This is a genomic window from Pseudaestuariivita sp. (assembly GCF_052825805.1).
The window spans coordinates 37,969-61,805 of the sequence record NZ_JBRBVB010000001.1 but is presented as its reverse complement, the minus strand read 5'-3'; the positions used below and the strand labels follow the sequence as shown (position 1 = coordinate 61,805).

General features: G+C 66.3%; 22 protein-coding genes. 10 read left to right on the top strand and 12 right to left on the bottom strand.

The window, feature by feature from the left end:
• The first annotated feature begins 1 nt into the window (after window position 1).
• Window positions 2–952, top strand: a complete 951-nt coding sequence (locus ACU0B3_RS00280) for a 2-hydroxyacid dehydrogenase (RefSeq protein WP_446258800.1) — start codon at window positions 2–4, stop codon at window positions 950–952.
• Between the two features lie 237 nt (window positions 953–1,189).
• Here ACU0B3_RS00280 and ACU0B3_RS00275 read toward each other — a convergent pair whose 3' ends face one another.
• Window positions 1,190–2,575, bottom strand: coding sequence for an aminotransferase family protein (locus tag ACU0B3_RS00275; protein ID WP_446258799.1), 1,386 nt, complete (start codon window positions 2,573–2,575; stop codon window positions 1,190–1,192).
• Between the two features lie 195 nt (window positions 2,576–2,770).
• Here ACU0B3_RS00275 and ACU0B3_RS00270 point away from each other — a divergent pair, with 195 nt between their 5' ends.
• The 3 genes from ACU0B3_RS00270 (at window position 2,771) to ACU0B3_RS00260 (ending at window position 6,908) form a co-directional block, all read left to right on the top strand.
• Window positions 2,771–4,042: a glycerate kinase type-2 family protein gene (locus ACU0B3_RS00270; RefSeq protein ID WP_446258798.1), complete on the top strand. Its 1,272-nt coding sequence runs from the start codon at window positions 2,771–2,773 to the stop codon at window positions 4,040–4,042.
• 400 nt (window positions 4,043–4,442) lie between these two features.
• Window positions 4,443–6,401 carry a DNA topoisomerase IV subunit B gene (gene parE, locus ACU0B3_RS00265; RefSeq protein WP_446258797.1) on the top strand — a complete coding sequence of 653 codons (1,959 nt, stop codon included), beginning with the start codon at window positions 4,443–4,445 and terminating at the stop codon, window positions 6,399–6,401.
• A gap of 33 nt (window positions 6,402–6,434) precedes the next feature.
• Window positions 6,435–6,908, top strand: a complete 474-nt coding sequence (locus tag ACU0B3_RS00260) for a hypothetical protein (RefSeq protein ID WP_446258796.1) — start codon at window positions 6,435–6,437, stop codon at window positions 6,906–6,908.
• A 2-nt stretch (window positions 6,909–6,910) separates the two neighbouring features.
• On the opposite strand, the gene ACU0B3_RS00255 is transcribed toward ACU0B3_RS00260, so the two are convergent.
• Window positions 6,911–7,279 carry a hypothetical protein gene (locus ACU0B3_RS00255; RefSeq protein WP_446258795.1) on the bottom strand — a complete coding sequence of 123 codons (369 nt, stop codon included), beginning with the start codon at window positions 7,277–7,279 and terminating at the stop codon, window positions 6,911–6,913.
• A gap of 144 nt (window positions 7,280–7,423) precedes the next feature.
• Window positions 7,424–7,939 carry a winged helix DNA-binding protein gene (locus ACU0B3_RS00250; protein WP_446258794.1) on the bottom strand — a complete coding sequence of 172 codons (516 nt, stop codon included), beginning with the start codon at window positions 7,937–7,939 and terminating at the stop codon, window positions 7,424–7,426.
• 99 nt (window positions 7,940–8,038) lie between these two features.
• Between ACU0B3_RS00250 and ACU0B3_RS00245 the strand changes: the two genes are divergently transcribed.
• Together ACU0B3_RS00245 and ACU0B3_RS00240 are read left to right on the top strand one after the other, a co-directional pair.
• Window positions 8,039–9,121: a sugar phosphate isomerase/epimerase family protein gene (locus ACU0B3_RS00245; protein ID WP_446258793.1), complete on the top strand. Its 1,083-nt coding sequence runs from the start codon at window positions 8,039–8,041 to the stop codon at window positions 9,119–9,121.
• A complete protein-coding gene (locus tag ACU0B3_RS00240; RefSeq protein WP_446258792.1) occupies window positions 9,109–10,251 on the top strand; it encodes a Gfo/Idh/MocA family protein in 1,143 nt (380 codons plus the stop codon). Before ACU0B3_RS00245 ends, ACU0B3_RS00240 begins: the two co-directional genes overlap by 13 nt.
• Window positions 10,252–10,532: 281 nt before the next feature.
• On the opposite strand, the gene ACU0B3_RS00235 is transcribed toward ACU0B3_RS00240, so the two are convergent.
• From ACU0B3_RS00235 to ACU0B3_RS00210, 6 genes are all read right to left on the bottom strand, one after another.
• On the bottom strand, window positions 10,533–10,994 hold the full coding sequence (locus ACU0B3_RS00235; protein WP_446258791.1) for a MarR family winged helix-turn-helix transcriptional regulator: 462 nt from the start codon (window positions 10,992–10,994) through the stop codon (window positions 10,533–10,535).
• An 88-nt stretch (window positions 10,995–11,082) separates the two neighbouring features.
• On the bottom strand, window positions 11,083–12,279 hold the full coding sequence (locus ACU0B3_RS00230; protein ID WP_446258790.1) for an amino acid aminotransferase: 1,197 nt from the start codon (window positions 12,277–12,279) through the stop codon (window positions 11,083–11,085).
• A 203-nt stretch (window positions 12,280–12,482) separates the two neighbouring features.
• Window positions 12,483–12,962 carry a DUF4166 domain-containing protein gene (locus tag ACU0B3_RS00225; RefSeq protein ID WP_446258789.1) on the bottom strand — a complete coding sequence of 160 codons (480 nt, stop codon included), beginning with the start codon at window positions 12,960–12,962 and terminating at the stop codon, window positions 12,483–12,485.
• 54 nt (window positions 12,963–13,016) lie between these two features.
• Window positions 13,017–13,790 carry an HpcH/HpaI aldolase family protein gene (locus ACU0B3_RS00220; protein WP_446258788.1) on the bottom strand — a complete coding sequence of 258 codons (774 nt, stop codon included), beginning with the start codon at window positions 13,788–13,790 and terminating at the stop codon, window positions 13,017–13,019.
• A 15-nt stretch (window positions 13,791–13,805) separates the two neighbouring features.
• Complete coding sequence (locus ACU0B3_RS00215) at window positions 13,806–15,407, bottom strand: GMC family oxidoreductase (RefSeq protein ID WP_446258956.1); 1,602 nt, start codon at window positions 15,405–15,407, stop codon at window positions 13,806–13,808.
• Complete coding sequence (locus ACU0B3_RS00210; RefSeq protein ID WP_446258787.1) at window positions 15,404–16,315, bottom strand: sugar kinase; 912 nt, start codon at window positions 16,313–16,315, stop codon at window positions 15,404–15,406. Before ACU0B3_RS00210 ends, ACU0B3_RS00215 begins: the two co-directional genes overlap by 4 nt.
• 122 nt (window positions 16,316–16,437) lie before the next feature.
• Here ACU0B3_RS00210 and gloB point away from each other — a divergent pair, with 122 nt between their 5' ends.
• On the top strand, window positions 16,438–17,205 hold the full coding sequence (gloB, locus tag ACU0B3_RS00205; RefSeq protein ID WP_446258786.1) for a hydroxyacylglutathione hydrolase: 768 nt from the start codon (window positions 16,438–16,440) through the stop codon (window positions 17,203–17,205).
• A 179-nt stretch (window positions 17,206–17,384) separates the two neighbouring features.
• Window positions 17,385–18,467 (top strand): Hint domain-containing protein, encoded by a 1,083-nt coding sequence (locus ACU0B3_RS00200; RefSeq protein ID WP_446258785.1) that lies wholly within the window; start codon window positions 17,385–17,387, stop codon window positions 18,465–18,467.
• A 144-nt stretch (window positions 18,468–18,611) separates the two neighbouring features.
• Here the strand turns inward: ACU0B3_RS00200 and ACU0B3_RS00195 are convergent, their stop codons facing one another.
• The gene (locus ACU0B3_RS00195) at window positions 18,612–19,136 is read right to left on the bottom strand and encodes an SH3 domain-containing protein (RefSeq protein ID WP_446258784.1); all 525 of its coding nucleotides are present in this window, start codon (window positions 19,134–19,136) and stop codon (window positions 18,612–18,614) included.
• Between the two features lie 124 nt (window positions 19,137–19,260).
• Here ACU0B3_RS00195 and ACU0B3_RS00190 point away from each other — a divergent pair, with 124 nt between their 5' ends.
• A complete protein-coding gene (locus tag ACU0B3_RS00190; protein ID WP_446258783.1) occupies window positions 19,261–20,247 on the top strand; it encodes a 2-hydroxyacid dehydrogenase in 987 nt (328 codons plus the stop codon).
• 4 nt (window positions 20,248–20,251) lie between these two features.
• Window positions 20,252–21,343 (top strand): THUMP domain-containing class I SAM-dependent RNA methyltransferase, encoded by a 1,092-nt coding sequence (locus ACU0B3_RS00185; protein WP_446258782.1) that lies wholly within the window; start codon window positions 20,252–20,254, stop codon window positions 21,341–21,343.
• Here the strand turns inward: ACU0B3_RS00185 and ACU0B3_RS00180 are convergent.
• Window positions 21,340–22,119: a class I SAM-dependent methyltransferase gene (locus ACU0B3_RS00180; RefSeq protein WP_446258781.1), complete on the bottom strand. Its 780-nt coding sequence runs from the start codon at window positions 22,117–22,119 to the stop codon at window positions 21,340–21,342. The genes ACU0B3_RS00185 and ACU0B3_RS00180 overlap by 4 nt on opposite strands.
• A 61-nt stretch (window positions 22,120–22,180) precedes the next feature.
• On the bottom strand, window positions 22,181–23,764 hold the full coding sequence (locus ACU0B3_RS00175; protein WP_446258780.1) for a 2-isopropylmalate synthase: 1,584 nt from the start codon (window positions 23,762–23,764) through the stop codon (window positions 22,181–22,183).
• Window positions 23,765–23,837: the final 73 nt, after the last annotated feature.

The following is a 23,837-nucleotide window of genomic DNA, read 5'->3' as shown; positions in this document are numbered from 1 at the left end:
CATGAAACTGTTGATCTGCCGGCCCTTGCCGGAAGCGGCCGTCGCGGCGGTGCCAGACGGGATCGAGGTCGAGGTGCGCGCCGAGACGGCACCGATGTCCGAGGACGAAATGCGCCGGTCGTTGAGCGACTTCGACATGGTCATTCCGACGCTGGGGGATCTTTACTCGGCGGAGCTCATCGCCTCAGTCCCTGAGCCGCGCTGCAAGCTGCTTGCGAACTTTGGCGTGGGGTTCAACCACATCGACGTGGGCGCGGCCAAGGGGGCGGGGATCACCGTCACCAACACGCCTGGCGCGGTCACCGATGCGACCGCCGACATCGCCATGACGCTGATGCTCATGGCCGCGCGGCGGGCAGGTGAAGGCGAGCGCATGGTGCGCGCCGGCGCCTGGCCGGGCTGGCACCCGACGCAGATGCTGGGGATGCACCTGACGGGCAAAGCCGTGGGCATCGTCGGCATGGGCCGGATCGGTCAGGCCATCGCGGCACGCTGCCACCACGGGTTTGGGATGTCGGTGCACTACTTCAGCCGCACGCCAAAACACCTGCCGTTCGAAACGACCCAGCACGGCGTCCTGACGGACTGCGCCGCAGCTGTCGACGTGCTGGTCGCCGCCGTCCCGGGCGGGGCTGCCACCCGTCACATCATCGGCGCGCCTGTTTTTGCTGCGATGCAGCCCTCGGCCTTTTTCGTGAACATCGCGCGGGGGGATGTGGTGGACGAGGCTGCGCTGATCGGCGCCTTGCAGGCGGGTGAGATCGCGGGCGCCGGGCTTGACGTCTACGAACACGAGCCTTCGGTGCCGGACGCTCTGGTGGCGATGGAGAACGTCGTTCTCCTGCCACATCTCGGCACCGCCGCGCTCGAGGTCCGTGTGGACATGGGCAAGATGGCGGTTGCCAATGTGGCCGCCTTTGCGAGGGGTGAGCCGGTTCCGAACCCGGTTTAGGGCGGCCATTTAGATGCTTTTGCAGAAACAGAAGTTCACGCGCCGACCCAAGGGGTGGCGCAATCGCGCCGCCCCATGGGGGCGGGTCGGCGCGGCCTGACGGTGCCCGTCAGGCGGGAGACTTGCTTTAAGCAAATGATCTCGAAAGGCTTGTCATAGTTTTCACAAGGCAACAAAAAAGCCCGGACGCTCTACGTCCGGGCCGGTCACTCGTTAAGGCACTCTGTCTAGCAGCGCTTACCCGAAAACGCGGGTGAGCGCTTGGTCCACACTGTCGGTGATCTGGTCGATGTCATCCGCCGTGGCGATCAGCGCGGGCGAGAAGCACAGCGTGTTGTTGAAGCCCGGCACCGAGCGGTTGGTCGCCCCGATGATGATGCCCTGCGCCATGCAGTCGGCGACAACGGCCTGCACCTTCTTCTCGTCGGCAGGTTCGCGGGTCTGGCGCGACGCGACGAGCTCGGCGCCAAGGAAGAGCCCCTTGCCGCGCACATCCCCGATCACCGCGTGCTTTTCCGCCAGCGCGTTCAGGTTGCCCATCATCCGCTCACCCATGGCGAGCGTGTTGCCCAGAAGGTCCTCGTCCTCGATGATCCGCATGTTCTCGAGCGCCGCCGCCGGGCCTGCCGTGCAGCCGCCGAAGGTCGAGATGTCGCGGAAGTAGTTCATCGGGTCCGCCGCGTCGTCCTTGAACATGTCAAAGACCTCTTCGGTGGTCACGAGGCAGGCAATCGCCGCGTAGCCCGAGGCCACGCCCTTGGCCATCGTCACCATGTCGGGCTTCACGCCGTAGTTCTGGTAGCCGAACCACACACCTGTCCGGCCCACGCCGCAGACAACCTCGTCGATGTGCAGCAGGATGTCGTACTTGGTGCAGATCTCCTGCACGCGCTCCCAGTAGCCCTCGGGCGGTGTGATCACACCGCCACCCGCCGTCACCGGCTCAAGGCAAAGCGCGCCGACCGTGTCAGGCCCCTCGCGGAGTATCACCTTCTCGATCTGGTTGGCCGCCCATTCGCCGTAATTGCCGCCGTCGAACTCGGGCTGCGCGCGGTACTCGAGGCAATGCGGCACCTCGACGAACCCGGGCGTGTAGGGGCCGTACTGCGCGTTGCGCTCTTCCTGACCGCCTGCCGAAAGGCAGCTGATCGTGGTGCCGTGGTAGTCGCGGTGACGGTAGAGGATCTTGTGCTTCTTCCCGCCATAGCGCTTGTGCGCGATCTGGCGGACCATCTTGAACGCCTTCTCGTTCGCCTCCGAGCCGGAGTTGCAGTAATAGACACGGGACATGCCCGGCATCTTGTCCAGTAGCTTTTCGGAGAAGAGCGCGCCCGGGATCGAGCCTGCGGAGCCTGCAAAGTAGTTGAGCTTTAGAAGCTGGTCATAGACCGCCTTGGCAATCGACTCGCGGCCGTAACCCACGTTCACCGTCCAGACCCCGCCCGAGACGGCGTCGAGGTGCTCCTTGCCCTTCTGGTCCCAGACGCGCATCCCCTTGCCCTCGATGATGATGCGCGGGTCGTTCGTCTCGAAGGGCTTGTGCTGGATCAGGTGATGCCAGACATGCGCGCGGTCGGCTTCGACCACATGGGAGATGTCGTTTTCGTTCAGAACGCCGTCCATTGGGAAACCCTTTCATATGTTCGGGCCTGAGCCGGGCCCACCTTTTGCACACACCGACTCAAACTGCGTGCGATGCAAGACGGCTTATATCACGTGGAAATTGAGACCCCGAATAGGGCCAGACGCGACCCTGATTTAAGGCCACTTGGTCTAAGTGCCATGGACCCGGCTCGCGCGGGGCTGTAGACCGCGCCCATGAGCCAAGACTTCCTGAACCAAGACTTCCTGACCCGCCTCTTTGACGCAGCCGTCGCTGCCGCAGACCCCAAGCGTGCGCTGGCGGCGCATCTGCCGGACCCGCCCAAGGGGCGGACGGTGGTGATCGGTGCCGGCAAAGGCGCAGCGCAGCTCGCTGCCGCGTTCGAAGAGCTGTGGGACGGCCCGCTCGAGGGCGTGGTGGTGACGCGGTACGGCTACGCCTGCGCCACGCGCGCGGCCAAGGTGATGGAGGCCGCGCACCCCGTGCCGGACGCGGCGGGACTGGCCGCGGCGGATGCCTTGAGGCAGGCCGTGACCGGTCTGACGAAAGACGATCTGGTGGTTGCGCTTGTCTGCGGGGGCGGCTCGGCGCTGCTGCCGGCGCCCTGCGACGGGTTGACGCTGGCGGACGAGGTGGCGCTGAATGAGGCACTTTTGGCCTCCGGCGCGCCCATCGGGGTGATGAACCTCGTGCGCAACCAGGTCTCCACGCTCAAGGGTGGACGTCTGGCGGCGCTTGCCCACCCGGCACGGGTGGTCTCGCTTGTGGTCTCCGACGTGCCCGGCGACGATCCGGCGCAAGTCGCATCAGGCCCGACCGTGCCCGATACCCGCACCCGCGCCGAGGCGCGCGCCGCGGTGGAGGCGTGGGGGCTCGACCTGCCGGATGTCATTGCGCAGGTCATCGCCTCGGAGGCGAACCTGCCGCCACACCGGGACGACACCGTGTTTGCCGCGCACGAGGTCAAGGTAATTGCTTCGGCCTCTCAGTCGCTCGAAGCGGCTGCCGCCCTCGCGCGCGCCGAAGGCGTGCCAGCCGTCATCCTGTCAGACGCCATCGAGGGAGAGGCGCGCGACATCGGCAAGATGCACGCCGCCATCGCCCGCGAGATCGCCGCCAAGGACCGCCCCTTCGCGCGCCCCGTACTACTGCTGTCGGGCGGCGAGACGACGGTGACACTGCGTGGCTCGGGCGGACGTGGCGGGCGCAACTCCGAATTCCTGCTCAGCTTTGCCGCCGAAATCGATGGCGTGCCCGGCATCAGCGCCATCTCGGCCGATACCGACGGGATCGACGGCTCCGAAGACAACGCGGGCGCCTTTGCCGACGGCGCAACCTGCGCCCGTATGCGCGCCGCTGGGGTCGATCCAGCCGGATCGCTTGCGCGCAACGACGCCTATTCCGCCTTTGCCGCCGTGGACGCGCTGCACGCGCCCGGACCTACGGGGACAAACGTGAACGATTTTCGCGCCATTTTGGTGCGCTGAGGGGGAACCAGAGGCGATTTTTCCCGCAGATTTTTTGCGGAAAGGTTCAGATACCGCCAACAAAACCCCTACCCCCTTGAAAACGCTAAATATTAAAAAGTGCGTTTTTCGGGAACCTTTCTTAGGTCAACCGAGTTGCATATTCACACGGAGGGTCGAACTCGTATCCCTCCAAGAGAGCCGGGCCATCCCTCCGGCGCGGTGCTTCAGTCCCACGATGCCGCGCCTTCACCCGGTTCTCGGACCCTCCGTGTCTATTCCGGTCTCTCCCGTCCGGATTTAGTTTCAGGCCCCGCCCTTCTGTCCCGAAGGCGGGGCCTTTTTCTATGGCGCATCCACCCTTCCGTCGTACGCGCCTCCGTGGCATGATCGTGCCAGCCAACAAAACAGAGCAGCAGACATGGCCAACGATCTTTTGACCGCGGCCGAGCCCACGGGTTACGACGCGTCCTCCATCGAAGTGCTCGAAGGGCTCGAGCCCGTCCGCAAGCGCCCGGGCATGTACATCGGCGGCACCGACGAGCGCGCGCTGCACCACATGGTGGCCGAGATCCTCGACAACTCGATGGACGAGGCCGTCGCCGGTCACGCGACCCGGATCGAGGTCGAGCTGCACGCCGATTACGCCGTGACCGTCCGCGACAACGGGCGCGGCATCCCGATCGACCCGCACCCAAAATTTCCCGGCAAATCCGCTCTCGAAGTCATCCTCTGCACCTTGCACGCAGGCGGGAAGTTCTCGGGCAAGGCGTACCAGACCTCCGGCGGTCTGCACGGCGTGGGTGCGTCGGTTGTCAACGCGCTTTCGGACTCCATGGTGGTGCAGGTCGCCCGTGACCGGCAGGCGTTCGAGCAGCGATTCTCCCGCGGTCACCCCTTAGGCGGCGTCGAAAAGGTGGGCGCGGCGAACAACTGGAAAGGCACGCGCGTCACGTTCCACGCGGACGATCAGATCTTTGGCAAACACCGCTTCAAGCCGGCCCGCCTGCTCAAGATGGTGCGATCCAAGGCGTACCTCTTTTCCGGTGTCGAGATCCGCTGGAAATCGGCCATCGAAGATGGCGAGACCCCGACGGAGGCGACGTTCCACTTTCCCGGCGGGCTCAGCGACTATCTGGTCGAGACGCTGGGCGGCGCCAGCACATATGCCGATGCGCCGTTCAACGGCACGGTCGAGTTTCAAGAAAAGTTCGGCGTGCCGGGCAAGGTCGAGTGGGCGATCAACTGGACGCCCGCGCGCGACGGCTTCATCCAGTCCTATTGCAACACCGTGCCGACGCCCGAAGGCGGCACGCATGTGGCGGGCTTTTGGGCGGCGATCCTCAAGGGGATCAAGGCGTATGGCGAGCTGGCCAACAACCGCAAGGCGGCGCAGATCACGCGCGACGACCTGTTGACGGGCGGCTGCGCGCTGGTGTCGTGCTTCATCCGCGAGCCTGAATTTGTCGGCCAGACCAAGGACCGCCTCGCCACCGTGGAGGCGCAGCGTCTGGTCGAGGGCGCCGTACGCGACCGGTTCGACAATTGGCTTGCCGCGGACACCAAGGCCGCCGGCGCCATACTCGACTTTCTCGTGCTGCGCGCCGAAGAACGCCTCCGCCGCCGCCAGGAAAAAGAGACCGCCCGCAAGTCCGCGACGAAAAAGCTGCGCCTGCCCGGCAAATTGGTCGATTGCTCGGCCACGAACCGCGACGGCACCGAGCTTTTCATCGTCGAGGGCGACAGCGCCGGCGGCTCGGCCAAGATGGCGCGCGACCGCAAGACGCAGGCGCTGCTCCCTCTGCGCGGCAAGATCCTCAACGTGCTCGGCGCGGCCTCGTCGAAACTGGGCTCGAACGCGGAGATCAGCGACCTGACGCAGGCGCTCGGCGTGGGCCTTGGCACGCGGTTCAACGTCGATGACCTGCGCTATGACAAGATCATCATCATGACCGACGCGGATGTCGACGGGGCGCATATCGCCTCGCTGTTGATGACGTTCTTCTTCACCCAGATGCGGCCGATGATCGACGCGGGCCACCTCTTCCTCGCGTGCCCGCCGCTTTACCGGCTGACGCAGGGCGCGCGGCGGGTCTATTGCCTCGATGAGGCGGAGCGGGACGCGTATCTGGAGACGGGTCTGGGCGGAAAAGGCAAGATCGATGTGAGCCGGTTCAAGGGGCTTGGTGAGATGGACGCCAAGGACCTCAAGGACACCACGATGAACCCCGAAACGCGCAAGCTGATCCGGGTGACCATCGACGAGGACGAGCCCGGCGAGACCGGCGATCTGGTCGAGCGGCTGATGGGCAAGAAGCCCGAGATGCGGTTTCAGTACATCCAGGAGAACGCTCGGTTCGCACAGGAGTTGGACGTTTAGCGTTTCTTAAGGCAGGCGCGCGATGCTGGCGGCATGGAACGTGTGACGCTTCAAGTGCCCCGGGAAATGCTGCAGGTCGGTGCCGAACTGGCGCGGGCGCAGGACATCACGCTTGGTCAATTGGTCCGCAATCTGCTGTCGGAGGAGATCTCTCGCGCGCGCAATGCGAGGCCGCCCAATCGGGCGGACGAGCGGCTCGTCGCGCCGCTACGGGCGCGCCTCGCCAGAGACCTTGCGGAAGCGCAGAGCTGGGATGACCTCGACGCACGGCTTGCGCGCAAGGATTATCAACTCGTGCCGGCAGGCGCGGGCCTCGCCCTGCATCGCAGGCATAGCGGCGCGCGCCTTTGCAAGGCGTCCGAGCTGGGCTTCAGCTACGCCAAACTGATCGAGCGCTTTCGCTGCGGCATGCCCGGCCATCCGCATGGCTGGGCAGAGGGAAAGGTTCTCGGCAGAGCGACCACCCGGAGCCCCAAGGCCCCGGACACCTTCACCGTGATCGAGTAACGTTACCAGCCGCGGCGATATTGGTTGTAGAGCCGGATCGTCTCGGCCCGCAGACCCGCCGGATTGTTCACCAGACCGGGGTGACGGCACACTGAATAGGCCACGTTGGTCGCGGCGTTCGCGCTCAGGCCCGCGGCCATCAGCGTGTTGATGAACACGTCCTTCGGCTTGTCGACCCAGACCTTCTTCAGAGGTCCGCGCCAGCACACGACCTTGATCGTGACACCCGAATGGGCGACGCCGCCATACTGAACGACGTGTCCGTGGCCATGCCCGTGGCTGTGACCATGCCCGTGACCGTGCCCACCGCCGGCCTGTGCAGCGCCCGCGGTCAATGCGGCGACCGCGGCCGCCAATGCAAATTTCTTCAAGTTCCTGCCCTCCGGCTCGAATACGCCCCCGCCACAAAAGCCGAATTTCGCCCGTGGCCCCGGCGGCAGAATGCCGGGCAGAATGTGTCGCCATCAAGGATTTCCGGTGTTCATAGTTAACACCGGTCCGGCCAGATCAGCGCCTCAAAGGCTCGCAGCCGCCCGGCTCGCCTGATCGTACTGCCCTGACAAGGCGCGCAAATTCGCCGCGATCTCGCGCAGCTCCTCGCCGCTGAGGTCCATCCGCGCCAGCCCTTCCAGCAGACACTGCGACCGCACCTTGCGGTAGGCTTCACAGAGCGCGGCGCCCGTCTCGGAGGTGGCGTAGAACACCTCCTTGCCGCGTTTCTCGGAGGTCAGCAGCTCCGCCTTGAGCAGTTTGCGCAGCGCGTAGTTCACGGTATGCGTGTCCTCGACATTGAGGATGAAACACACGTCGCTCAGCCGTTTGTCGCGCCCGCGGTGGTTGACGTTGTGCAGCACGAGGATGTCGAGCGGGGTCAGGTCCGGGTGCCCGGCGGCGGACATGCACTTGACCATCCAGCGCTGAAAGGCGTTCGATGCCACGATCAGGCCGAACTCGAACTCGGACGCCTCCCAGCCTGCGCCATCGGCCAAATGGCGGGAGGAGACGATGCGGCGGCTGTCGGTGTCTGACATCTGGGCTTTCCTGAACGCTCTACGCTGATACCATGTCGGCAAAACACCGCGCTGTCACCCGCGTTTCGCGCGCGTGCGCGCCCCCGAACCGGAGAGACCATGACCACGCCCCAGCTTGCCTCGCTCAAGGGTCCCGCGCTCTTTCTCGCGCAGTTTGCCGGCGACACGGCGCCGTTCGACACGTGGGAGGGGATCACAAAATGGGCGGCGGCGTGCGGGTACATCGGCGTGCAGGTCCCGTCGTGGGACGAACGGCTCTTTGATCTTGCCAAGGCCGCGGAGAGCCGGACCTATTGCGAGGAGATCGCCGGGCAGGCACGCGCGCACGCCATCGAGATCACGGAGCTTTCCGCCCATCTGCAAGGCCAGCTTGTCGCTGTGCACCCGGCCTATGACGACGCGTTCGACGGGTTCGCGCCGGCGCAGGTCCACCGCAATCCGAAGGCGCGGCAGGCGTGGGCGGTGGAGCAAGTCAAGCAGGCGATTACCGCCTCGCGCAACCTTGGCCTCGCCCAGATGGCGGTCTTTTCCGGCGCGCTGGCGTGGCCCTATGTCTACCCCTGGCCGCAAAGGCCCGAGGGGCTGATCGAGCAAGCCTTCGAAGAGCTGGGCCGGCGCTGGCTGCCGCTCCTGGACCATGCCGAGGAAAACGGCATCGACCTCTGTTTCGAGATCCATCCGGGCGAGGACCTGCACGACGGAGCTTCGTTCGAGCGGTTCCTCGACGTGGTGAAGGGGCATCCAAGGGCGAAGATGCTCTATGATCCGTCGCACTTTGTGCTGCAGGGTATGGACTACCTCGCCACGCTCGACATCTACCACGCACGGATCGGCATGTTTCACGTCAAGGACGCCGAGTTCCGGCCCGACGGGCGGCAAGGCGTCTATGGCGGGTACCAGGACTGGGTGTCGCGCGCGGGGCGCTTCCGCTCGCTTGGCGACGGGCAGATCGACTTTAGGTCCGTGTTCTCCAAACTCGCGCAGTATGGCTTCGACGGCTGGGCAGTGGTCGAGTGGGAATGTGCGCTCAAACACCCGGAGGATGGCGCGCGCGAGGGCGCGGCCTTCGTGCGGGACCACATGATCCGGGTGACCGAGACCGCGTTTGACGACTTTGCCGGCGGCGAGGCGGATGCCGCGACCAATGCCAAGATGTTGGGGATCGACCGATGGAAAGACTGAACGCGGAGCGCATCCGGCTGGGGATGGTGGGCGGCGGCGCGGGCGCCTTTATCGGAGCGGTGCACCGCATGGCGGCGCGGCTCGATGACCATTTCGAGTTGGTGGCGGGGGCCTTTGCCAGCGATCCGGCACGGTCGCAGAGCTCGGGTGCGGCGCTGGGGCTCGATCCTGCGCGGGTCTATGACGACTACACCGCGATGGCGGGGCGCGAGGCACGGCTCAAGGACGGGATCGAGGCGGTGGCGATCGTCACGCCGAACCACCTGCACGCGGAAATCGCCAAGGCGTTCCTGCGACGCGGCATTCATGTGATCTGTGACAAGCCGCTGACCGCGACGCTCAAGGAGGCCAAGGCGCTCGCCAAGGCGGTCGACAAAGGGCCGGGGCGGCTATTCCTGACGCACAATTACTCGGCGACGCCCATGGTGCGGCAGGCGCGGGAGATGGTGGCGGAGGGCGTGCTGGGCGATATCCGGCTGGTGCAGGTGGAATATGCGCAGGACTGGCTGGCCGAGCCACTGGAGGACACGGGTCACAAGCAGGCGGCGTGGCGCACCGATCCGGCGCAGAGCGGGCCGGGCGGGGCAACGGGCGACATCGGTACGCACGCCTTTCAGCTGGCGCGGTTCGTGACGGGGCTGGAGCTGGAGGGCCTGTCGGCGGATCTCGCGAGCTTTGTGCCGGGCCGCGCGCTTGACGACACGGCGCACGTGCTGATGCGGTATCAGGGCGGCGCGCGCGGGACGCTTTGGGTCTCGCAGGTGGCGACGGGCGCCGAGAACGGGCTTCAGCTGCGGGTCTACGGTGCCAAAGGCGGTCTCAGCTGGCGGCAGGAGGACCCCAACGTGCTGTGGCACACACCGCTTGGTCAGCCGATGCAGCGGATCACGCGGGGCGGCGCCGGGAGCGGCGTGGCGGCCGCGGCCGTCTCCCGTATCCCGCCGGGCCACCCCGAAGGGTATCTCGAGGCGTTTGGCGCGCTCTACACCGAGATAGCAGCTGCTCTGCGGGACCCGGAGGCCGCGCATCTCGTGCCCGGTATCGCGGCGGGGCTGGAGGGCGTGGCCTTTGTCGATGCCTGCGTGCGCTCGTCCGCGCGCAATGCGGCATGGGTGAAGTTGAACTTGTGACGCCGAAGACGTGACGCGGGGCCATGCGGCGGCGACTCCAAGCGCCCATTGCGACAGCCACCCCATAGCAGACGAGGATAGACCGGATACGGTTAGCTCAGAACAAAACGCCCGCCTGACAGGCACTGTCAGGCCGCGCCATGCCAAAGGCATGCCTCCGGCATGACCCGCCCCCGTCAAACCGTAGGTTTGCCTTCGGCAAAACGGGCGGCGCGATGCGCCACCCCGCGGGACGGCGCGTGAATATCCGTTTAGGCTGTATTGGCTAAAACTCGCCGGCCCTACCTCGGCAACACGTCCGAGATCGTGTTGAGCGCGTCCAGCAGATCGGCCAGCCGTTCCTTGCCGAGCATCGCCTCGAGCCCCTCCCGCCGTTCGGTGACCCTTGGCGCCGCGTGATCGAGCTCGGCCCGTCCGGCATCCGTCAAGGTCACCATCTTCTTGCGCTTGTTGTGTGGGTGCTCGGCAAAGCGCACGAGGCCGTCCTGCTCGAGCTGCGCGGCGGTGCGGCTGATTTGCGCACGGTCGATCAGCATGATCCGCCCCAGGTCCGAGATAGACACCGCACCGTAGATCGCGCAGGAGCCGAGGATGCGGTAGGTCGTCGGATTGAGCCGCGTACCTTCCAGTAGGGTGGGCATGTCCGCCTCAAGCTGCTTGGCCACCGTCACCAGCAGGTAGATCAGGTTGCGATCGAACTTTCCGAAGTGACGGTCGCCGGGGGTCAGCGGCTCTTGAGACATGGGATGCACCGAACTGTGGTGGCCGGCCCACGGCCGACCTCCTTTTTATCTATGTTAAATGACACAAGGTCAATCGGGGCGGCGCCCCTCAGCGCAGCGCGGCGGCAAACCCGTCGGCGACGTGGTCGATGTTGCTCGGGCCAAGCGCGGCCACGTTGATGCGCCCGTCGGAGGCCATGTAGATGCCGTACTCGTCGCGCACCAGCTTAATCTGTTCGGGCGTGAATCCGGTGTAGGAGAACATGCCCACCTGGTCGGTGACAAAGCTGAGATCGACCGACACCTGCCGCTCTTCGAGCTTTTCGCGCAGCGCCAAGCGCATGGCGGCGATGCGTTCGCGCACCTCGGTCAGCTCCGCCTCCCAGTCGGCGTGCAGCGCGGCATCGGCAAAGACCTCCGCCACGATGCGCGCGCCGTGGCTCGGCGGCATCGAGTAGTTCGAGCGGATCGTCGCGTTGAGCTGCGCCATGACCGGTTTCAGCGCCTCGGCGCTTTCGGCCAGCACCGTCAGCCCGCCCGTGCGCTCGCGGTAGATGCCGAAATTCTTGGAATAGCTCGAGGCGATCAGCATCTCCGGCACGTTGTCCGCAAGATGGCGCAGGCCGGCCACGTCCTCTTCGAGCCCGTTGCCGAGGCCCTGGTAGGCGCAATCGACAAACGGGAAGAGCTCCTTGTCCACGATCAGCTGCGTGACCTCTTTCCACTGTTCCAGCGACAGGTCGACACCCGTCGGGTTGTGGCAGCACGCATGCAGCAGCACGACGTCGCCGGGGGTCGCGTTGTCCTTGAGGTGCGACATCATCCCGTCGAAATCGAGCCCGCGGTCGGAAGGCCGGAAATAAGGGTAGTGGTCGACCCGCAGGCCCGCCGCCTTGGCGACGGGGATGTGGTTGGCCCAGGTCGGGTTCGAGACCCAGACCGTGGTGCCGGGAATGGTGCTTGCGATCAGATCGCACGCAACCCGCAGCGCGCCCGACCCGCCGACGGACTGCACCGCTCCGACGCGCCCCGCCTCAAGCGCCGCATGCCCCTTGCCCAGCAGGATTTGCGGTGTGCGCGTGTTGAGGTCCGCGTCGCCGGCGATCCCGACGTATGTCTTGGTCGCCTCGGCGTCGAGGGTCTTGGCCTCCGCGCCCTTGACCGCGCGCATGACGGGGACCTTGCCGTTCTCGTCCTTGTAGACGCCCACGATCAGATCGACCTTGGTGTCACGCGGGTCGGCCTTGAATTCGGCCATCATGGCCATGATCGGGTCGACGGCACGCGGTTCGATCTGTGCGAACATGGGAAGGACCTTTCTCGATTGTCTGGAGCCTCGCGGGTGATACCGCCAAGCTGGCGTAAGGGAAAGGGAGAAGCGCGGCGGGTTGGGCTAGGTGACGTCGGATCGCAAAGGATTGGCCTAAATCAAAGCACCCGCCTGACCCGCTTATATGGCGCGGCGCGTGAATGTCCGTTCAGGATTTATCAGTTCTAAGGTCGCCCGCTTCAGCCTACCTCGAGATAGCCGGAATACCGCGCGAGGAGCGTGCCGGTGAGCGGCAGCGTCACCGTGATGGCAAAGTGGTAGAGCCCGCCGCTCTCCCATTCGCGTGCGTCGATGCCGGGTGCAAGCGCGCGAGGCACCGGCACACCGAGGATACGCACCTGCCGGATGTCGTGGCGAAGACCGGTCTTGGTGACGGTGAGCTTGGTAGCGGCGGTGGTCATGCCCATCCGCTCGATCACGAGGCCGTCTTTGGCGCGTTGCGTAGAGATAAGGCGGGCGCTGCCGATCTGCCGCGTCCCGATCTGCCGTGTCCATGTTTCATGTGTCGGATGCCGCTCTCGCGTTAGCGTCAGAAGCGCCGCGGTGCAGGGCGGAGGAAAGCCCATGAGCCGCGCCAGTCCCGGGACCGGACCATGCGTGACGGTAATCACGCCGTGGTGTGTGCCGGGCTCCTGGTGCAGCGCTTGTAAAGTGGGCACGAGGCGCGCCCAATCCTCTCCCAAAGCCTCCCGGACGGCAGTGCCCACCCTACCTCAACCAAGCCCACCGCGCACATCCGACAGCACCTTGTCCGCCGCACGCGCCAAAAGCCCGCTGTCGATCGCGCAGGCGATGAAGCTGAAACCCGCCTTGTAAAGCTCGACCGCCTTTTCGGGATTGGTCACCAATGTGCCTGCCGGAATGCCCGCCGCCATCAGCTTTTCCGCCACCGCCATGATCGCCTCCCACACCGCCGGGTGCATCGGCTGGCCGAGATACCCAAGGTCCGCCGCGATGTCCGCGGGGCCAAAGAACACACCGTCGACCCCGTCGAGCTGGCCCATGTCGAGCGCAAGGTCCATCGCCGCCTGCGTCTCCACCTGAAGGATCAGAGCGAACTCCTCTTCGCAGCGCTTGGCGTAATCCGTGATCCGCCCGAACTTGGTCGCGCGCGTCGTGCCGCCAAAGCCGCGCACCCCGTTCGGGGGATAGCGTGTGGCGGCGACGGCCTCCCGCGCTTCGTCGAGCGTCTGCACATAGGGGATCACGATGCCTTGCGCGCCGGCGTCCATCACCCGCTTGATCATCACCGCGTCGTTCCACGGCACCCGCACCATCGCCGGAGTGCCGTCCGCCTCCAGCACGCTCAGCTGTTGCACGGTGGTGGCGAGATCGCCCGGCGTGTGCTCCATGTCCACGACTGCCCAGTCATAGCCCGCCGCGGCATAGGTCGCGGTCGCAAAGGGCGAGTTGATCGAGGCCCAAATGCCGATCTGCTTTTCCCCCGCGGCGATGGCGTGTTTGAAGGTGTTGCGGCGCAGCTCCATGGGAAGTCCTTTGCTTTACTGGCGGAGATCGGCGCGCAGCATGTCCGCGGCCTTCTCGGCGATCATCACCACAGGTGAGGCGGTATTGCCAGAGGGGATCGTCGGCATGATCGCGGCATCGACCACGCGCAACCCTTCGGTCTTGTGCACGCGCAACCTTTCGTCGACGACGGCCATCGGATCCGAGCCCATCTTGCAGGTCCCGACCGGGTGAAAGATCGTCGTGGCAATCTCGCCAGCCTTGTCCGCCAGCGTGGCGTCATCCGCAAATTCCGGCCCGGGCAGCCTTTCGACCGGAAGGTAGGGTTTCATCGCCTCCGTCGCCATCAGCGCGCGCGCCTGCCGGATCGAGGTGGCAGCCACCCTCCGGTCACTCTCCGCACTCAGGTAGTTCAGCTGGATACGCGGCTGAGCGCTCAAGTCCGCGCTTTCGATATGGCAATGGCCCCGGCTGTCCGGCCGCAGGTTGCAGACCGAGACCGTGATCGCCGGGAAGTCATGCAAGGGCTCCCCCAGCCGGTCACAGCTCAGAGGCTGCACATGGTACTCCAGATCGGGCGTCGCCTTGGACGGGTCCGACCGGGTGAAGAGGCCGAACTGGCTCGGCGCCATCGACAGAGGCCCCGACCGCTTCACCGCGTACTCAAGCGCCATGCGCGCCTTGCCGGTCCAAGAGTTCGCGAGCTGGTTCAGCGTCAGCGCGTTCGACACCTCGAACACCGTGCGGATCTGCAGATGGTCCTGCAGGTTCTCCCCGACACCCGGCAGCTCCACCTGCGGCGAGATCCCGAGCGCCTGCAAGCGCTCCGGTTGCCCGACCCCCGACAGCTCCAAAGCCTTCGGTGAGTTGATCGCTCCTGCCGCCAGCACCACCTCGCGCGCCCGCACGATGACCTCCCGGCCATGCTGCACGTAGACCGCCCCGGTCACGTGCGTGCCGTCCCAAGTGAGGTGCTTGAGCTCGGCCTCCGTCTCCACCCGCAGGTTCTGACGCTTCATCGCAGGCCGTAGGAACCCCCGCGCCGTCGACCAGCGCGTGCCGCCTTTCTGGTTCACCTGAAAATAGCCCGAGCCAAAATTGTCGCCGGTGTTGAAGTCGCGCGTGGGCGGCACGCCCATCTCTTCGGCGGCCCTCGCCACCGCATCGAGGATGTCCCAGCTGAGCCGCTGCTCCGTGACCTTCCAAGGCCCGCCGGTCCCATGCAGATCACTCTCGGCATCCGCCCCCTCGGACTTGAGAAAGTACGGCAGCACATCGTCCCAGCCCCAGCCGGTGTTCCCCATCTGCCGCCAGCCGTCATAGTCCGCCGCCTGCCCGCGCAGGTAGAGCATCCCGTTGATCGAGGTGCACCCGCCCAGCACCTTCCCGCGCGGGTAGGGGAGGGATCGCCCGCCCAGCCCTGGCTCCTCTGCGGTGCGCATCATCCAATCCGTGCGCGGATTGCCCATGCAAAAGAGGTAGCCCACCGGGATCGGTACCCAAAACGTCCGGTCGTGCTTGCCCGCCTCGAGCAGCATCACCCTGTGCCGCCCATCCTCAGTCAGCCGGTTTGCCAGCACGCAGCCGGCGGTCCCGGCGCCGACGATCAGGATGTCGGTGTCCCGCGTCTCGCTCAAACGGTCCACTCGGCTCGCGGCACGATGGCGCCGTGATAGGTAATGACCCGCGCCGCGCAGGCGTGCCCGGCGGCCAGCGCCTCCGCCTCGCTCTGCCCCTCGAGGATGGCCGCCAGAAACGCGCCGTTAAAGCTGTCCCCGGCAGAGGTGGTATCGACCACTTTGACTTGTGCTGCTGGTACGTGGTGCGCCCCACTGGTCAGTCCCAAAGGCCCCGCGTCACCCCGTTTCAGCGCTCCGGCGCGCAGGTCACGCGCGGAGAAACGGGCGATGACGTCTGCCTCGCGGCTCCCGGGCGCCAGCGCCAGCTCATCGTCGAGCGAGGGCAGGGCGATGTCGGTCACCTCCCAGAACTGGTCGAGCACCGCGGCCGCCTCCTCCGCCGAAGACCAGAGCGCCGGGCGGTAGTTGCTGTCGAGCGCCACGAGGCCGCCATCCGCCCTCAGCCGGCCGAGCGCGACCAACAGATCGGCGCGCGCCGCATCCGTCAGGATCGCCAGAGTGATCCCCGACAGCGCCACCACGTCCACGCCCTCAAGGCTCGGCGTGCTCGCGCTCGTGTCGAAAAGCGTCCGCGCCGCGCTCTGCCCGCGCCAATAGTGAAAGCTGCGCTCCCCGGCAGCATCGAGCGAAATCGCATAAAGCCCCGGCAGGCGCGTGGGGTGGGTCAGGATATGCCCGGTGTCGACGCTCTCCCGTGCGATCGCCTCCTTGATGCGCGCGCTGAAAGGGTCAGCGCCCAGGCAGGTCAGGTACGACACCTTGTGCTGCGGCGGCAGCGCCCGGCGCAGGTACACCGCCCAGTTGAACGTGTCGCCCGCAACGCCCAGCCGCGCGGCATCGGACTCATGCGCCGTGCCCGACAGCTCGATCATCACCTCGCCAATGCAGACCACATGCAGTGCCATCGCGCGCCCTCCTCCAGGCGGGTACCCTGCCGAAGCGCCTGCCCGATGACAACCCGCGCCGCGCGCCATTGCCGCACCCGCCCCGGCGGCTAGGTTGCACGCCAACAACAAGGGAGCCCGCCATGCCGCTCGAGTTTCACCAGTTTGCCTACAACGACGACAATTACGGCGTGCTGATCCACGATCCCGTCAGCGCCGAGACCGCCTGCGTCGACGTCGGCGACGCCACCGCCCTGGCGAAAGCGCTGGACCATACCGGCTGGACGCTCTCGCAGATCTGGATCACGCACCACCACTGGGACCACACCGACGGCCTTGACGAGGCCAAAGAGACAACCGGCGCCACCGTGCTGGGACCGGTCTCGCAGGGCAAGGATATCGCCGGCCTCGACCGCCACCTGGCGGACGGCGACACGTTCGCCTTTGCCGGCCACAAGGTGCAGGTGCTGCACACGCCGGGCCACACGACCGACATGATCAACTTCTACCTGCCGGAGGCGGGTGTGGTCTTTACAGGGGACACCCTCTTTGCCATGGGCTGCGGGCGCCTCTTCGAAGGCACGCCCGCGATGATGTGGACTAGCCTGCAAAAGCTGATGGCGCTTCCGGAGGAGACCGTTGTCTACTGCGCCCACGAGTATACCGCCGCAAACGCCGCCTTCGCCGTCACGGTCGACCCCGGCAACGCCGCGCTGGAGGCCCGCGCGAAGGGGGTTGCTGAATTACGCGCAGCAGGCAAACCAACCGTGCCGACGCGGATGGGGATCGAGCTTGCCACCAACCCCTTCCTGCGCGCCTCCAGCGCCGGGCTGCGCGCGCATCTCGGCATGACGGACGCCACCGACGCCGAGGTCTTTACCCGCCTGCGCGCCCTCAAGGATCAGGCGTGAAGCACTACCCCAAGTTGCATCCGTAAAACTTGATCGATTGTTTCGCGCGCGAAACACTGCTTTTTCTGTGTCCGCGCTGCATCAGGCCCTACGGCCGAGGCTTTCTTTCGTGATTCGCTCCCGCTAGGGTTCTGAAAAACAAAGAACAACAAAAACAGCAGATGCAGGCGGAGCAGGTCATGGCCACAAACGTGCGCGGGACCTTTGTCATCCCATGGGCCCAGACGCGGATCGACGGTGTAAGCGCGCCGCCGCTCGGCGCCATGGAGGCAGGTGCGGACTGGACCTGGACGGGAGAGGCGCTGCGCGTCGACGGCCCGGCCACGGTGCTCGAACTCGGGATGCGGGACGAGGACGTCGCGCTTCGGCGCGGCGCCGCGCGCATGGTCTCGCGGCTGGTCGGCCTCGCCCGGCGGGTGCCGGAACTGGTGCCGGACCTCGATGCGGACACCGAAGAAGAGTTCGGCGATCTCCACTTCACCGTGACCGACGGGCGGCGCAGCTACGTCGTGACGCTGATCCCCGTGGCGCCCGGCAAGGACCCGCTCTTGATGTTCACCGGGGACATGCCCCCGCAGCGCACCGACCTCTGGGTGGTGACCCACGCACTCCACGACGCGCCCGACATGGCGCTCGACGCCTATGCGCGCGAGCACGTGGGCGGCGTGATCTGCTTCACGCCCGGCACGCTGATCGAGACCCCCACCGGCCGCCGCCGGGTCGAGGACCTGCGGGAGGGCGACTTCGTCCAGACCGTCGACAACGGACCCCAGCCCATCGTCTGGCTCGGACGGCGCCACATGACGGGCGCACGGCTCTTTTCGATGCCGCGCCTCCGGCCCATCCGCCTGCGCTGGGGTGCCTTTGGCCATGACACGCCGGACCGCGACAGCCTCGTCTCCCCCGACCACCGCATCGTGGTCAACGGCGCCGCGGCGCGCGAGCTTTTCAACACGGACGAAGTCCTCGTCCGCGCCGGCGATCTCGTCAACGGAGGCTCCGTCTCCATCGACCTGACCGTGCGCGAGGTCACCTACCTCCACCTCATGCTGCCGCGCCACGAGATCCTGCGCGCCGACGGAATCGAGACCGAGAGCTTCCACCCCGGCAATGTCGCGCTCTCCTCGCTGGACCCCTCCGACCACCTGCGGCTCCTCGACGTCTGCCGCGACCTCGATGTCGACCCGTCGAGCTACGGCGCCTACGTCCGCCGCAACCTCTCGCGCGCCGAAGCTGTCCTGCTCAAACACAGCGCCGCCTGACCTCTAAAGCGCCAAGGCCCCAGCTTCTTCTGGCCAAAAATATCCCGGGGGTTTGGGGGCTGGCCCCCAATCCACGCTCAAAAAATGGCAGCGCCCCCAAAACGCGTGCTGACGCCACAGCCTCCAAACACTCTCAGTCCGAAGTCACTCCCGCAGCTCCCCCGGCGCAACACCCCATAGCGCGGCTTTGCGCGCCCAGCCCCGGTGGCCGCCGGTGCGCAGGCGGCACCAATCCGGCCCGCACTTGCCCAGCCGCGCCACGACGCCCAGCTCGAGCATCGCCGTGATCGGCGTCTCCGCATCGGGCCGCGTGTGCAGCTGCAACATGTCCTGCTCCACGATCACCGTGCGCACGCCCGACAGGAGCGAGTAATGCACCCAGCCGCCCGCCCCGTCGCGGTCCGCCACGCGCCGCCAGTGGCCGTGCTCGTGGGTGATCGTCAGCGGCATGTTCTGGCGCTTGAAGACCCAGTCGATCCGGTGCCCCAGCGAGGGCCCGCGCCGCACGTTGGCGGTGCTCGCCTTCATCGACACGTAGCGCGGCATCGGCAGCCCGGTCACCGGCCCCTTGGTCGGCGCGGCGCGCGGCTCCAGCCCCTCGGCCTGTGCCGGACCCGCCCCCAGACCCGCGGGCAGCCCCACACCCAGCGCCAGCACGGCGCACAGCATCACGAGAACGCTTGATCGTTTCAAAGGTCTGCCTGTTTTGCTTACGCGGGGGCTTGTACCCCTCATGCTCTGGCGTCACTTTGCCATGGGGCAGGCAGCGGCGCAAAGCAGCGCGGGGGGAGAGATGACATCAAAACGCCTGAGTGTTGTCGTGACGCGACGCCTCCCGCACGCGGTCGAGGCGCGCATGCGCGAGCTCTTTGATGTGCGCCTGCGCGAGCACGACACACCCATGGACCGCGCCGCCCTGGCAGAGGCGATGGTGACCGCCGATGTGCTGGTGCCGACCATCACCGACCGCATTGATGCGGACATGCTCGCGGGCGCAGGCGACCAGCTGCGGCTCATCGCGAGCTTTGGCGCGGGGTTTGACCACATCGACGTGGCGGCCGCCCGGGCGCGCGGCATCCTTGTGACCAACACGCCCGGCACCGTGACCGAAGACACCGCCGACATGACGCTTGCGTTGATCCTCGCCGTCACGCGCCGCCTGCCCGAAGGGATGGCCGCGATGCAGTCCGGGACGTGGGACGGATGGTCGCCCGGCGCCTTCCTCGGAGGGCGCCTGCGCGGACGCAAGCTCGGCATCCTCGGCATGGGACGGATCGGGCGCGCCGTTGCGCAGCGGGCGGCGGCCTTCGGCTGCGCAACCCACTACCACAACCGCCGGCGCCTGCGCCCGGAGACCGAGGCGCAGTACGGCGCGACCTGGTGGGAGAGCCTCGACCAGATGGTCGCGCGCATGGACATCCTGTCGGTGCACTGCCCGCACGACCCGGCCACCTTCCACCTGATCAACGCCCGCCGGATCAAGCTGATGAAGCCCTCCGCCGTGATCGTGAACACCTCCCGCGGCGAGGTCGTGGACGAGAACGCGCTGACCCGCGCGCTCAGGGCGGGCGAGCTGGCGGGCGCCGGCCTCGACGTCTACGCCCACGGCACGGACGTGAACCCCCGTCTCCGGGCGCAGCCTAACGTGGTGCTCCTTCCGCACATGGGCTCGGCCACCGAAGAGGGCCGGCTCGAAATGGGGGAGAAGGTCATCCTTAACATCCGCACCTTCGAGGACGGCCACCGCCCGCCCGACCAGGTGTTGCCGGCTATGCTGTAGCCCTTTGAAAAAGTTTCAGATTTTCCTGGTGGCGACCCCGGGGCTCGAAGAGCCGCTGCGGGCTGAGGCGCTCGAGACCGGCTTTCACAACCCGCGCATCGTGCCGGGGGGCGTGATCTTTGACGGGACGTGGGCGCATGTCTGGCGCGCGAACCTGCGCCTGCGCGGCGCAGTGCGGGTGCTGGCGCGTGTAGCAGTTTTCAAGGCGCATCACTTGAAGCAGCTCGGTCCCGAAACGCGCGCGATCGACTGGGCGGCGCTGCTCGCGCCTGGCACGCCGTTTCGCGTCGAGGCGGTCTGTCGGAAGTCCAAGCTCTACCACGCCGGCGCCGTCGCCGAGCGGGTGACAGGCGCCATCGCGGAAGTGACGGGGGCTGTGCCGGGTGACGCCGCGGAGCTGCGCATCCTCGCGCGGGTGGAGAAGGACCACGTGACGCTCTCCATCGACACCTCCGGTGCGCCCTTGCACAAGCGCGGGCACAAGGAGGCGGTCGGGAAAGCGCCGCTGCGCGAGACGATGGCAGCGATGTTCCTGCGGCAGATGGGCTTTGACGGGACGCAATCCGTGGTCGATCCGATGTGCGGGTCTGGCACGATCCCGATCGAGGCCGCAGAGATCGCGGCGGGCCTTGCGCCGGGACGCTCCCGCACCTTCGCTTTTGAAGCATTGCAGGGCATCGACCGCGCAGATTTTCCTGACGAAAAATCTGCCGCTCCCCAAAAAAATGCTGCGCATTTTTTTGGCTCTGACCGCGACGCAGGTGTCATCAAAAGCGCGGAAGCCAACGCCGCCCGTTCTGGTGTTGCGGTGTCTTTTGCCTGCAAGGCCCTCTCCGAAGCCCGTTCTCCGAACGGGCTTCCGGGCCTTGTGCTGATCAACCCGCCTTATGGCGACCGCATCGGCGACGTGCGCGCCCTGACCGGCCTCTACGCCAGTTTCGGCCAGACCATGCGCACGCATTTTCAGGGTTGGCGCATCGGGGTGATCACCACCCGCGAAGCCCTTGTCCGCGCCTGCGGCCTGCCCATGGAGCCGGGTCCGCCGGTGGCACATGGCGGGCTCAAGGTGCGGCTCTGGCAGGGTAAGGTGGGCTAAGACGACTGGCCCGGTTTAGCCAGGTGCCAGACTTGCTCTACCGAGTATTTTTTTGCCCAATCGGCGGGAATCGCGGCGCGCGTGCCTTCGGCTTTCTCGGGTGCGTAAAGCTCCTGATACCGCTCTACCGTGAACCCGACTTTTGCGAACAGGTTCATCCAGCTTTCGTGCGTCAGGTTGAAACAGATGCCGGTTGGCTCGAAGGCAACCTGGGTCCAGTCTGCCCCCCACATATCGCGGTATGGCCGGTGCAACGTCATGTCCGCAGGTGCGCCGTTTTCCGGTGAGCAGATCAAGGAAATCGGATGGTTGCCAAGAAAGACCAGCCGACCAGCGGGGCGAAGCAGCCGCCACGCTTCGGTCAGCCATACCTCGGGCTGACACCAAATCGACGCACCGTACTCGGATATCGCAAAATCGAACGCCGCAACGGGAAGTCCCGTCGCCTCGGCGTTGCCCTCGATGAACGTGATCTGTGATCCGTGCGTGGCCTGCAAAGCGCGGGCGGTATCCAGTTGCTGCTCCGAGATGTCGATGGCGGTGACCTGTGCGCCGCGCTTAGCCATCCAGTACGCGACGTAGCCTGTGCCACAGCCCAACTCGATTGTGTCCAAGCCGGACATGTCGTGCGGCAGCAGGCGCAACTTTGCCTCTGGGTTGCCCCAGCAGCCCCACTCGGGGTCTGCCAGCGCCCAGCGCGCCTCAGCGAACGCGACCCATTGCGGGGCGTCAGCGTTCCAGATGTCGCGGTTGACGGCGAGATAGTCTTGTTTCATTGCTCCCGCCTTTTCCTTCTGTTTCCTGCGCCCCGGGCCGTGAGCCCGGGCCCGGGCGCGCTCAACTCACCACCTTCCAGTTCACCTCGCGCTGGTCTTCGCCCGTCTTGCCGCGGCGGGCGTGGAGGCGGTTCAAAGCGTCGATATAGGCGCGGGCGGAGGCGACGACGGTGTCGGTGTCGGCGGACTGGCCGGTGGCGATGTTGCCATCTTCCTCAAGCTTGACCGAGACGGTCGCCTGCGCGTCGGTCCCTTCGGTCACGGCGTGGACCTGGTAAACCTGCAAGCGCGCCTTGTTGGGGTAGATCGCGCGCACGGCTTTGAAGGTCGCGTCGACCGGGCCGTCGCCGGTTTCTTCCGCAGTTTCAACGCCTTCGCCCACCTGCATCACCAGGTCAGCGGTCGCGGGCCCGGAGGTGCCGCACTGGATCGACAGCGATTTGAGCACCAGATGATCGCCCTCGCTGCCGCCGGCCCGCATCAGTGCGATCAGGTCGTCGTCGTAGACTTCCTTTTTTCGGTCGGCGAGTTCCTTGAATCGCACGAACACATCCTTGAGCTCGTTGTCCCCCAGCGAAAACCCCAGCTCCTCGAGCTTTGAACGCAGGGCGGCGCGGCCGGAGTGCTTGCCCATGACGAGGTTCGTGGCGGTCAGGCCGACATCCTCGGGGCGCATGATTTCGAAGGTCTCGGCGTTCTTCAACATGCCGTCCTGGTGGATACCGCTCTCGTGCGCAAAGGCGTTTTTCCCGACGATGGCCTTGTTGAACTGCACCGGAAAGCCCGAGACGGTCGCGACGCGGCGCGAGATGTTCATCAGCTTGGTCGTGTCGATGCCGGTGGCGTAGGGCATGATGTCGCCGCGCACCTTCATGGCCATGACGACCTCTTCGAGGGCGGTGTTGCCCGCGCGTTCCCCGAGGCCGTTGATGGTGCACTCGATCTGGCGCGCGCCCCCGTCGACGGCGGCGAGGCTGTTGGCCGTCGCCATGCCCAGATCGTTGTGGCAGTGGGTGGAGAACACCACCTCGTCCGCGCCCGGCACCTCGGCGATGAGGCGACGGATCAGGTCTGCGGATTCAACCGGAGCGGTATATCCAACCGTGTCGGGGATGTTGATCGTGGAGGCGCCGGCCTTGATCGCGATCTCCACAACCCGTGCGAGGTAGTCCCATTCGGTGCGCGTGGCGTCCATCGGCGACCATTGCACATTCTCGCAGAGGTTGCGCGCGTGGGTGACGGTGTCGTGGATGCGCTCGGCCATCTCGTCCTGCGTCAGGTTCGGGATGGCACGGTGCAGCGGGGACGTGCCGATGAAGGTGTGGATGCGCGGCGATTTCGCGTGCTTCACCGCCTCCCAGCAGCGGTCGATGTCGCCTGGCACGGCTCGGGCGAGGCCGCAGATCGTGGCATTCTGCGCGTTCCTGGCGATCTCGGAGACGGCGCGGAAATCACCGTCCGAGGCGATGGGAAAACCCGCCTCGATGATGTCGACGCCCATCTCGTCGAGGAGGGAGGCGATCTCCAGCTTTTCGTCGTGGCTCATGGTGGCGCCGGGCGATTGCTCACCGTCGCGCAGGGTCGTGTCGAAAATGACGACTTTGTTTTTGCTCGCCTCTGGCGAGACTCGGTTCTTGTCGGTCATGTCTTGGGTCTTTCGGCTGATGTCTGGTGGTCTCTTCTTTGGCGCGGTTGGGTCCCCTCTGAGCGGACGCGCC

What these genes read in the sequence shown, in the direction of transcription:
- ACU0B3_RS00280 (WP_446258800.1), top strand. Translation starts at nt 2, where the DNA reads ATGAAACTGTTGATCTGCCGGCCCTTGCCGGAAGCGGCCGTCGCGGCG.
- ACU0B3_RS00275 (WP_446258799.1), bottom strand. Translation starts at nt 2,575, where the DNA reads ATGGACGGCGTTCTGAACGAAAACGACATCTCCCATGTGGTCGAAGCC.
- ACU0B3_RS00270 (WP_446258798.1), top strand. Translation starts at nt 2,771, where the DNA reads ATGAGCCAAGACTTCCTGAACCAAGACTTCCTGACCCGCCTCTTTGAC.
- parE (WP_446258797.1), top strand. Translation starts at nt 4,443, where the DNA reads ATGGCCAACGATCTTTTGACCGCGGCCGAGCCCACGGGTTACGACGCG.
- ACU0B3_RS00260 (WP_446258796.1), top strand. Translation starts at nt 6,435, where the DNA reads ATGGAACGTGTGACGCTTCAAGTGCCCCGGGAAATGCTGCAGGTCGGT.
- ACU0B3_RS00250 (WP_446258794.1), bottom strand. Translation starts at nt 7,939, where the DNA reads ATGTCAGACACCGACAGCCGCCGCATCGTCTCCTCCCGCCATTTGGCC.
- ACU0B3_RS00245 (WP_446258793.1), top strand. Translation starts at nt 8,039, where the DNA reads ATGACCACGCCCCAGCTTGCCTCGCTCAAGGGTCCCGCGCTCTTTCTC.
- ACU0B3_RS00240 (WP_446258792.1), top strand. Translation starts at nt 9,109, where the DNA reads ATGGAAAGACTGAACGCGGAGCGCATCCGGCTGGGGATGGTGGGCGGC.
- ACU0B3_RS00235 (WP_446258791.1), bottom strand. Translation starts at nt 10,994, where the DNA reads ATGTCTCAAGAGCCGCTGACCCCCGGCGACCGTCACTTCGGAAAGTTC.
- ACU0B3_RS00230 (WP_446258790.1), bottom strand. Translation starts at nt 12,279, where the DNA reads ATGTTCGCACAGATCGAACCGCGTGCCGTCGACCCGATCATGGCCATG.
- ACU0B3_RS00220 (WP_446258788.1), bottom strand. Translation starts at nt 13,790, where the DNA reads ATGGAGCTGCGCCGCAACACCTTCAAACACGCCATCGCCGCGGGGGAA.
- ACU0B3_RS00210 (WP_446258787.1), bottom strand. Translation starts at nt 16,315, where the DNA reads ATGGCACTGCATGTGGTCTGCATTGGCGAGGTGATGATCGAGCTGTCG.
- gloB (WP_446258786.1), top strand. Translation starts at nt 16,438, where the DNA reads ATGCCGCTCGAGTTTCACCAGTTTGCCTACAACGACGACAATTACGGC.
- ACU0B3_RS00200 (WP_446258785.1), top strand. Translation starts at nt 17,385, where the DNA reads ATGGCCACAAACGTGCGCGGGACCTTTGTCATCCCATGGGCCCAGACG.
- ACU0B3_RS00195 (WP_446258784.1), bottom strand. Translation starts at nt 19,136, where the DNA reads ATGCTGTGCGCCGTGCTGGCGCTGGGTGTGGGGCTGCCCGCGGGTCTG.
- ACU0B3_RS00190 (WP_446258783.1), top strand. Translation starts at nt 19,261, where the DNA reads ATGACATCAAAACGCCTGAGTGTTGTCGTGACGCGACGCCTCCCGCAC.
- ACU0B3_RS00180 (WP_446258781.1), bottom strand. Translation starts at nt 22,119, where the DNA reads ATGAAACAAGACTATCTCGCCGTCAACCGCGACATCTGGAACGCTGAC.
- ACU0B3_RS00175 (WP_446258780.1), bottom strand. Translation starts at nt 23,764, where the DNA reads ATGACCGACAAGAACCGAGTCTCGCCAGAGGCGAGCAAAAACAAAGTC.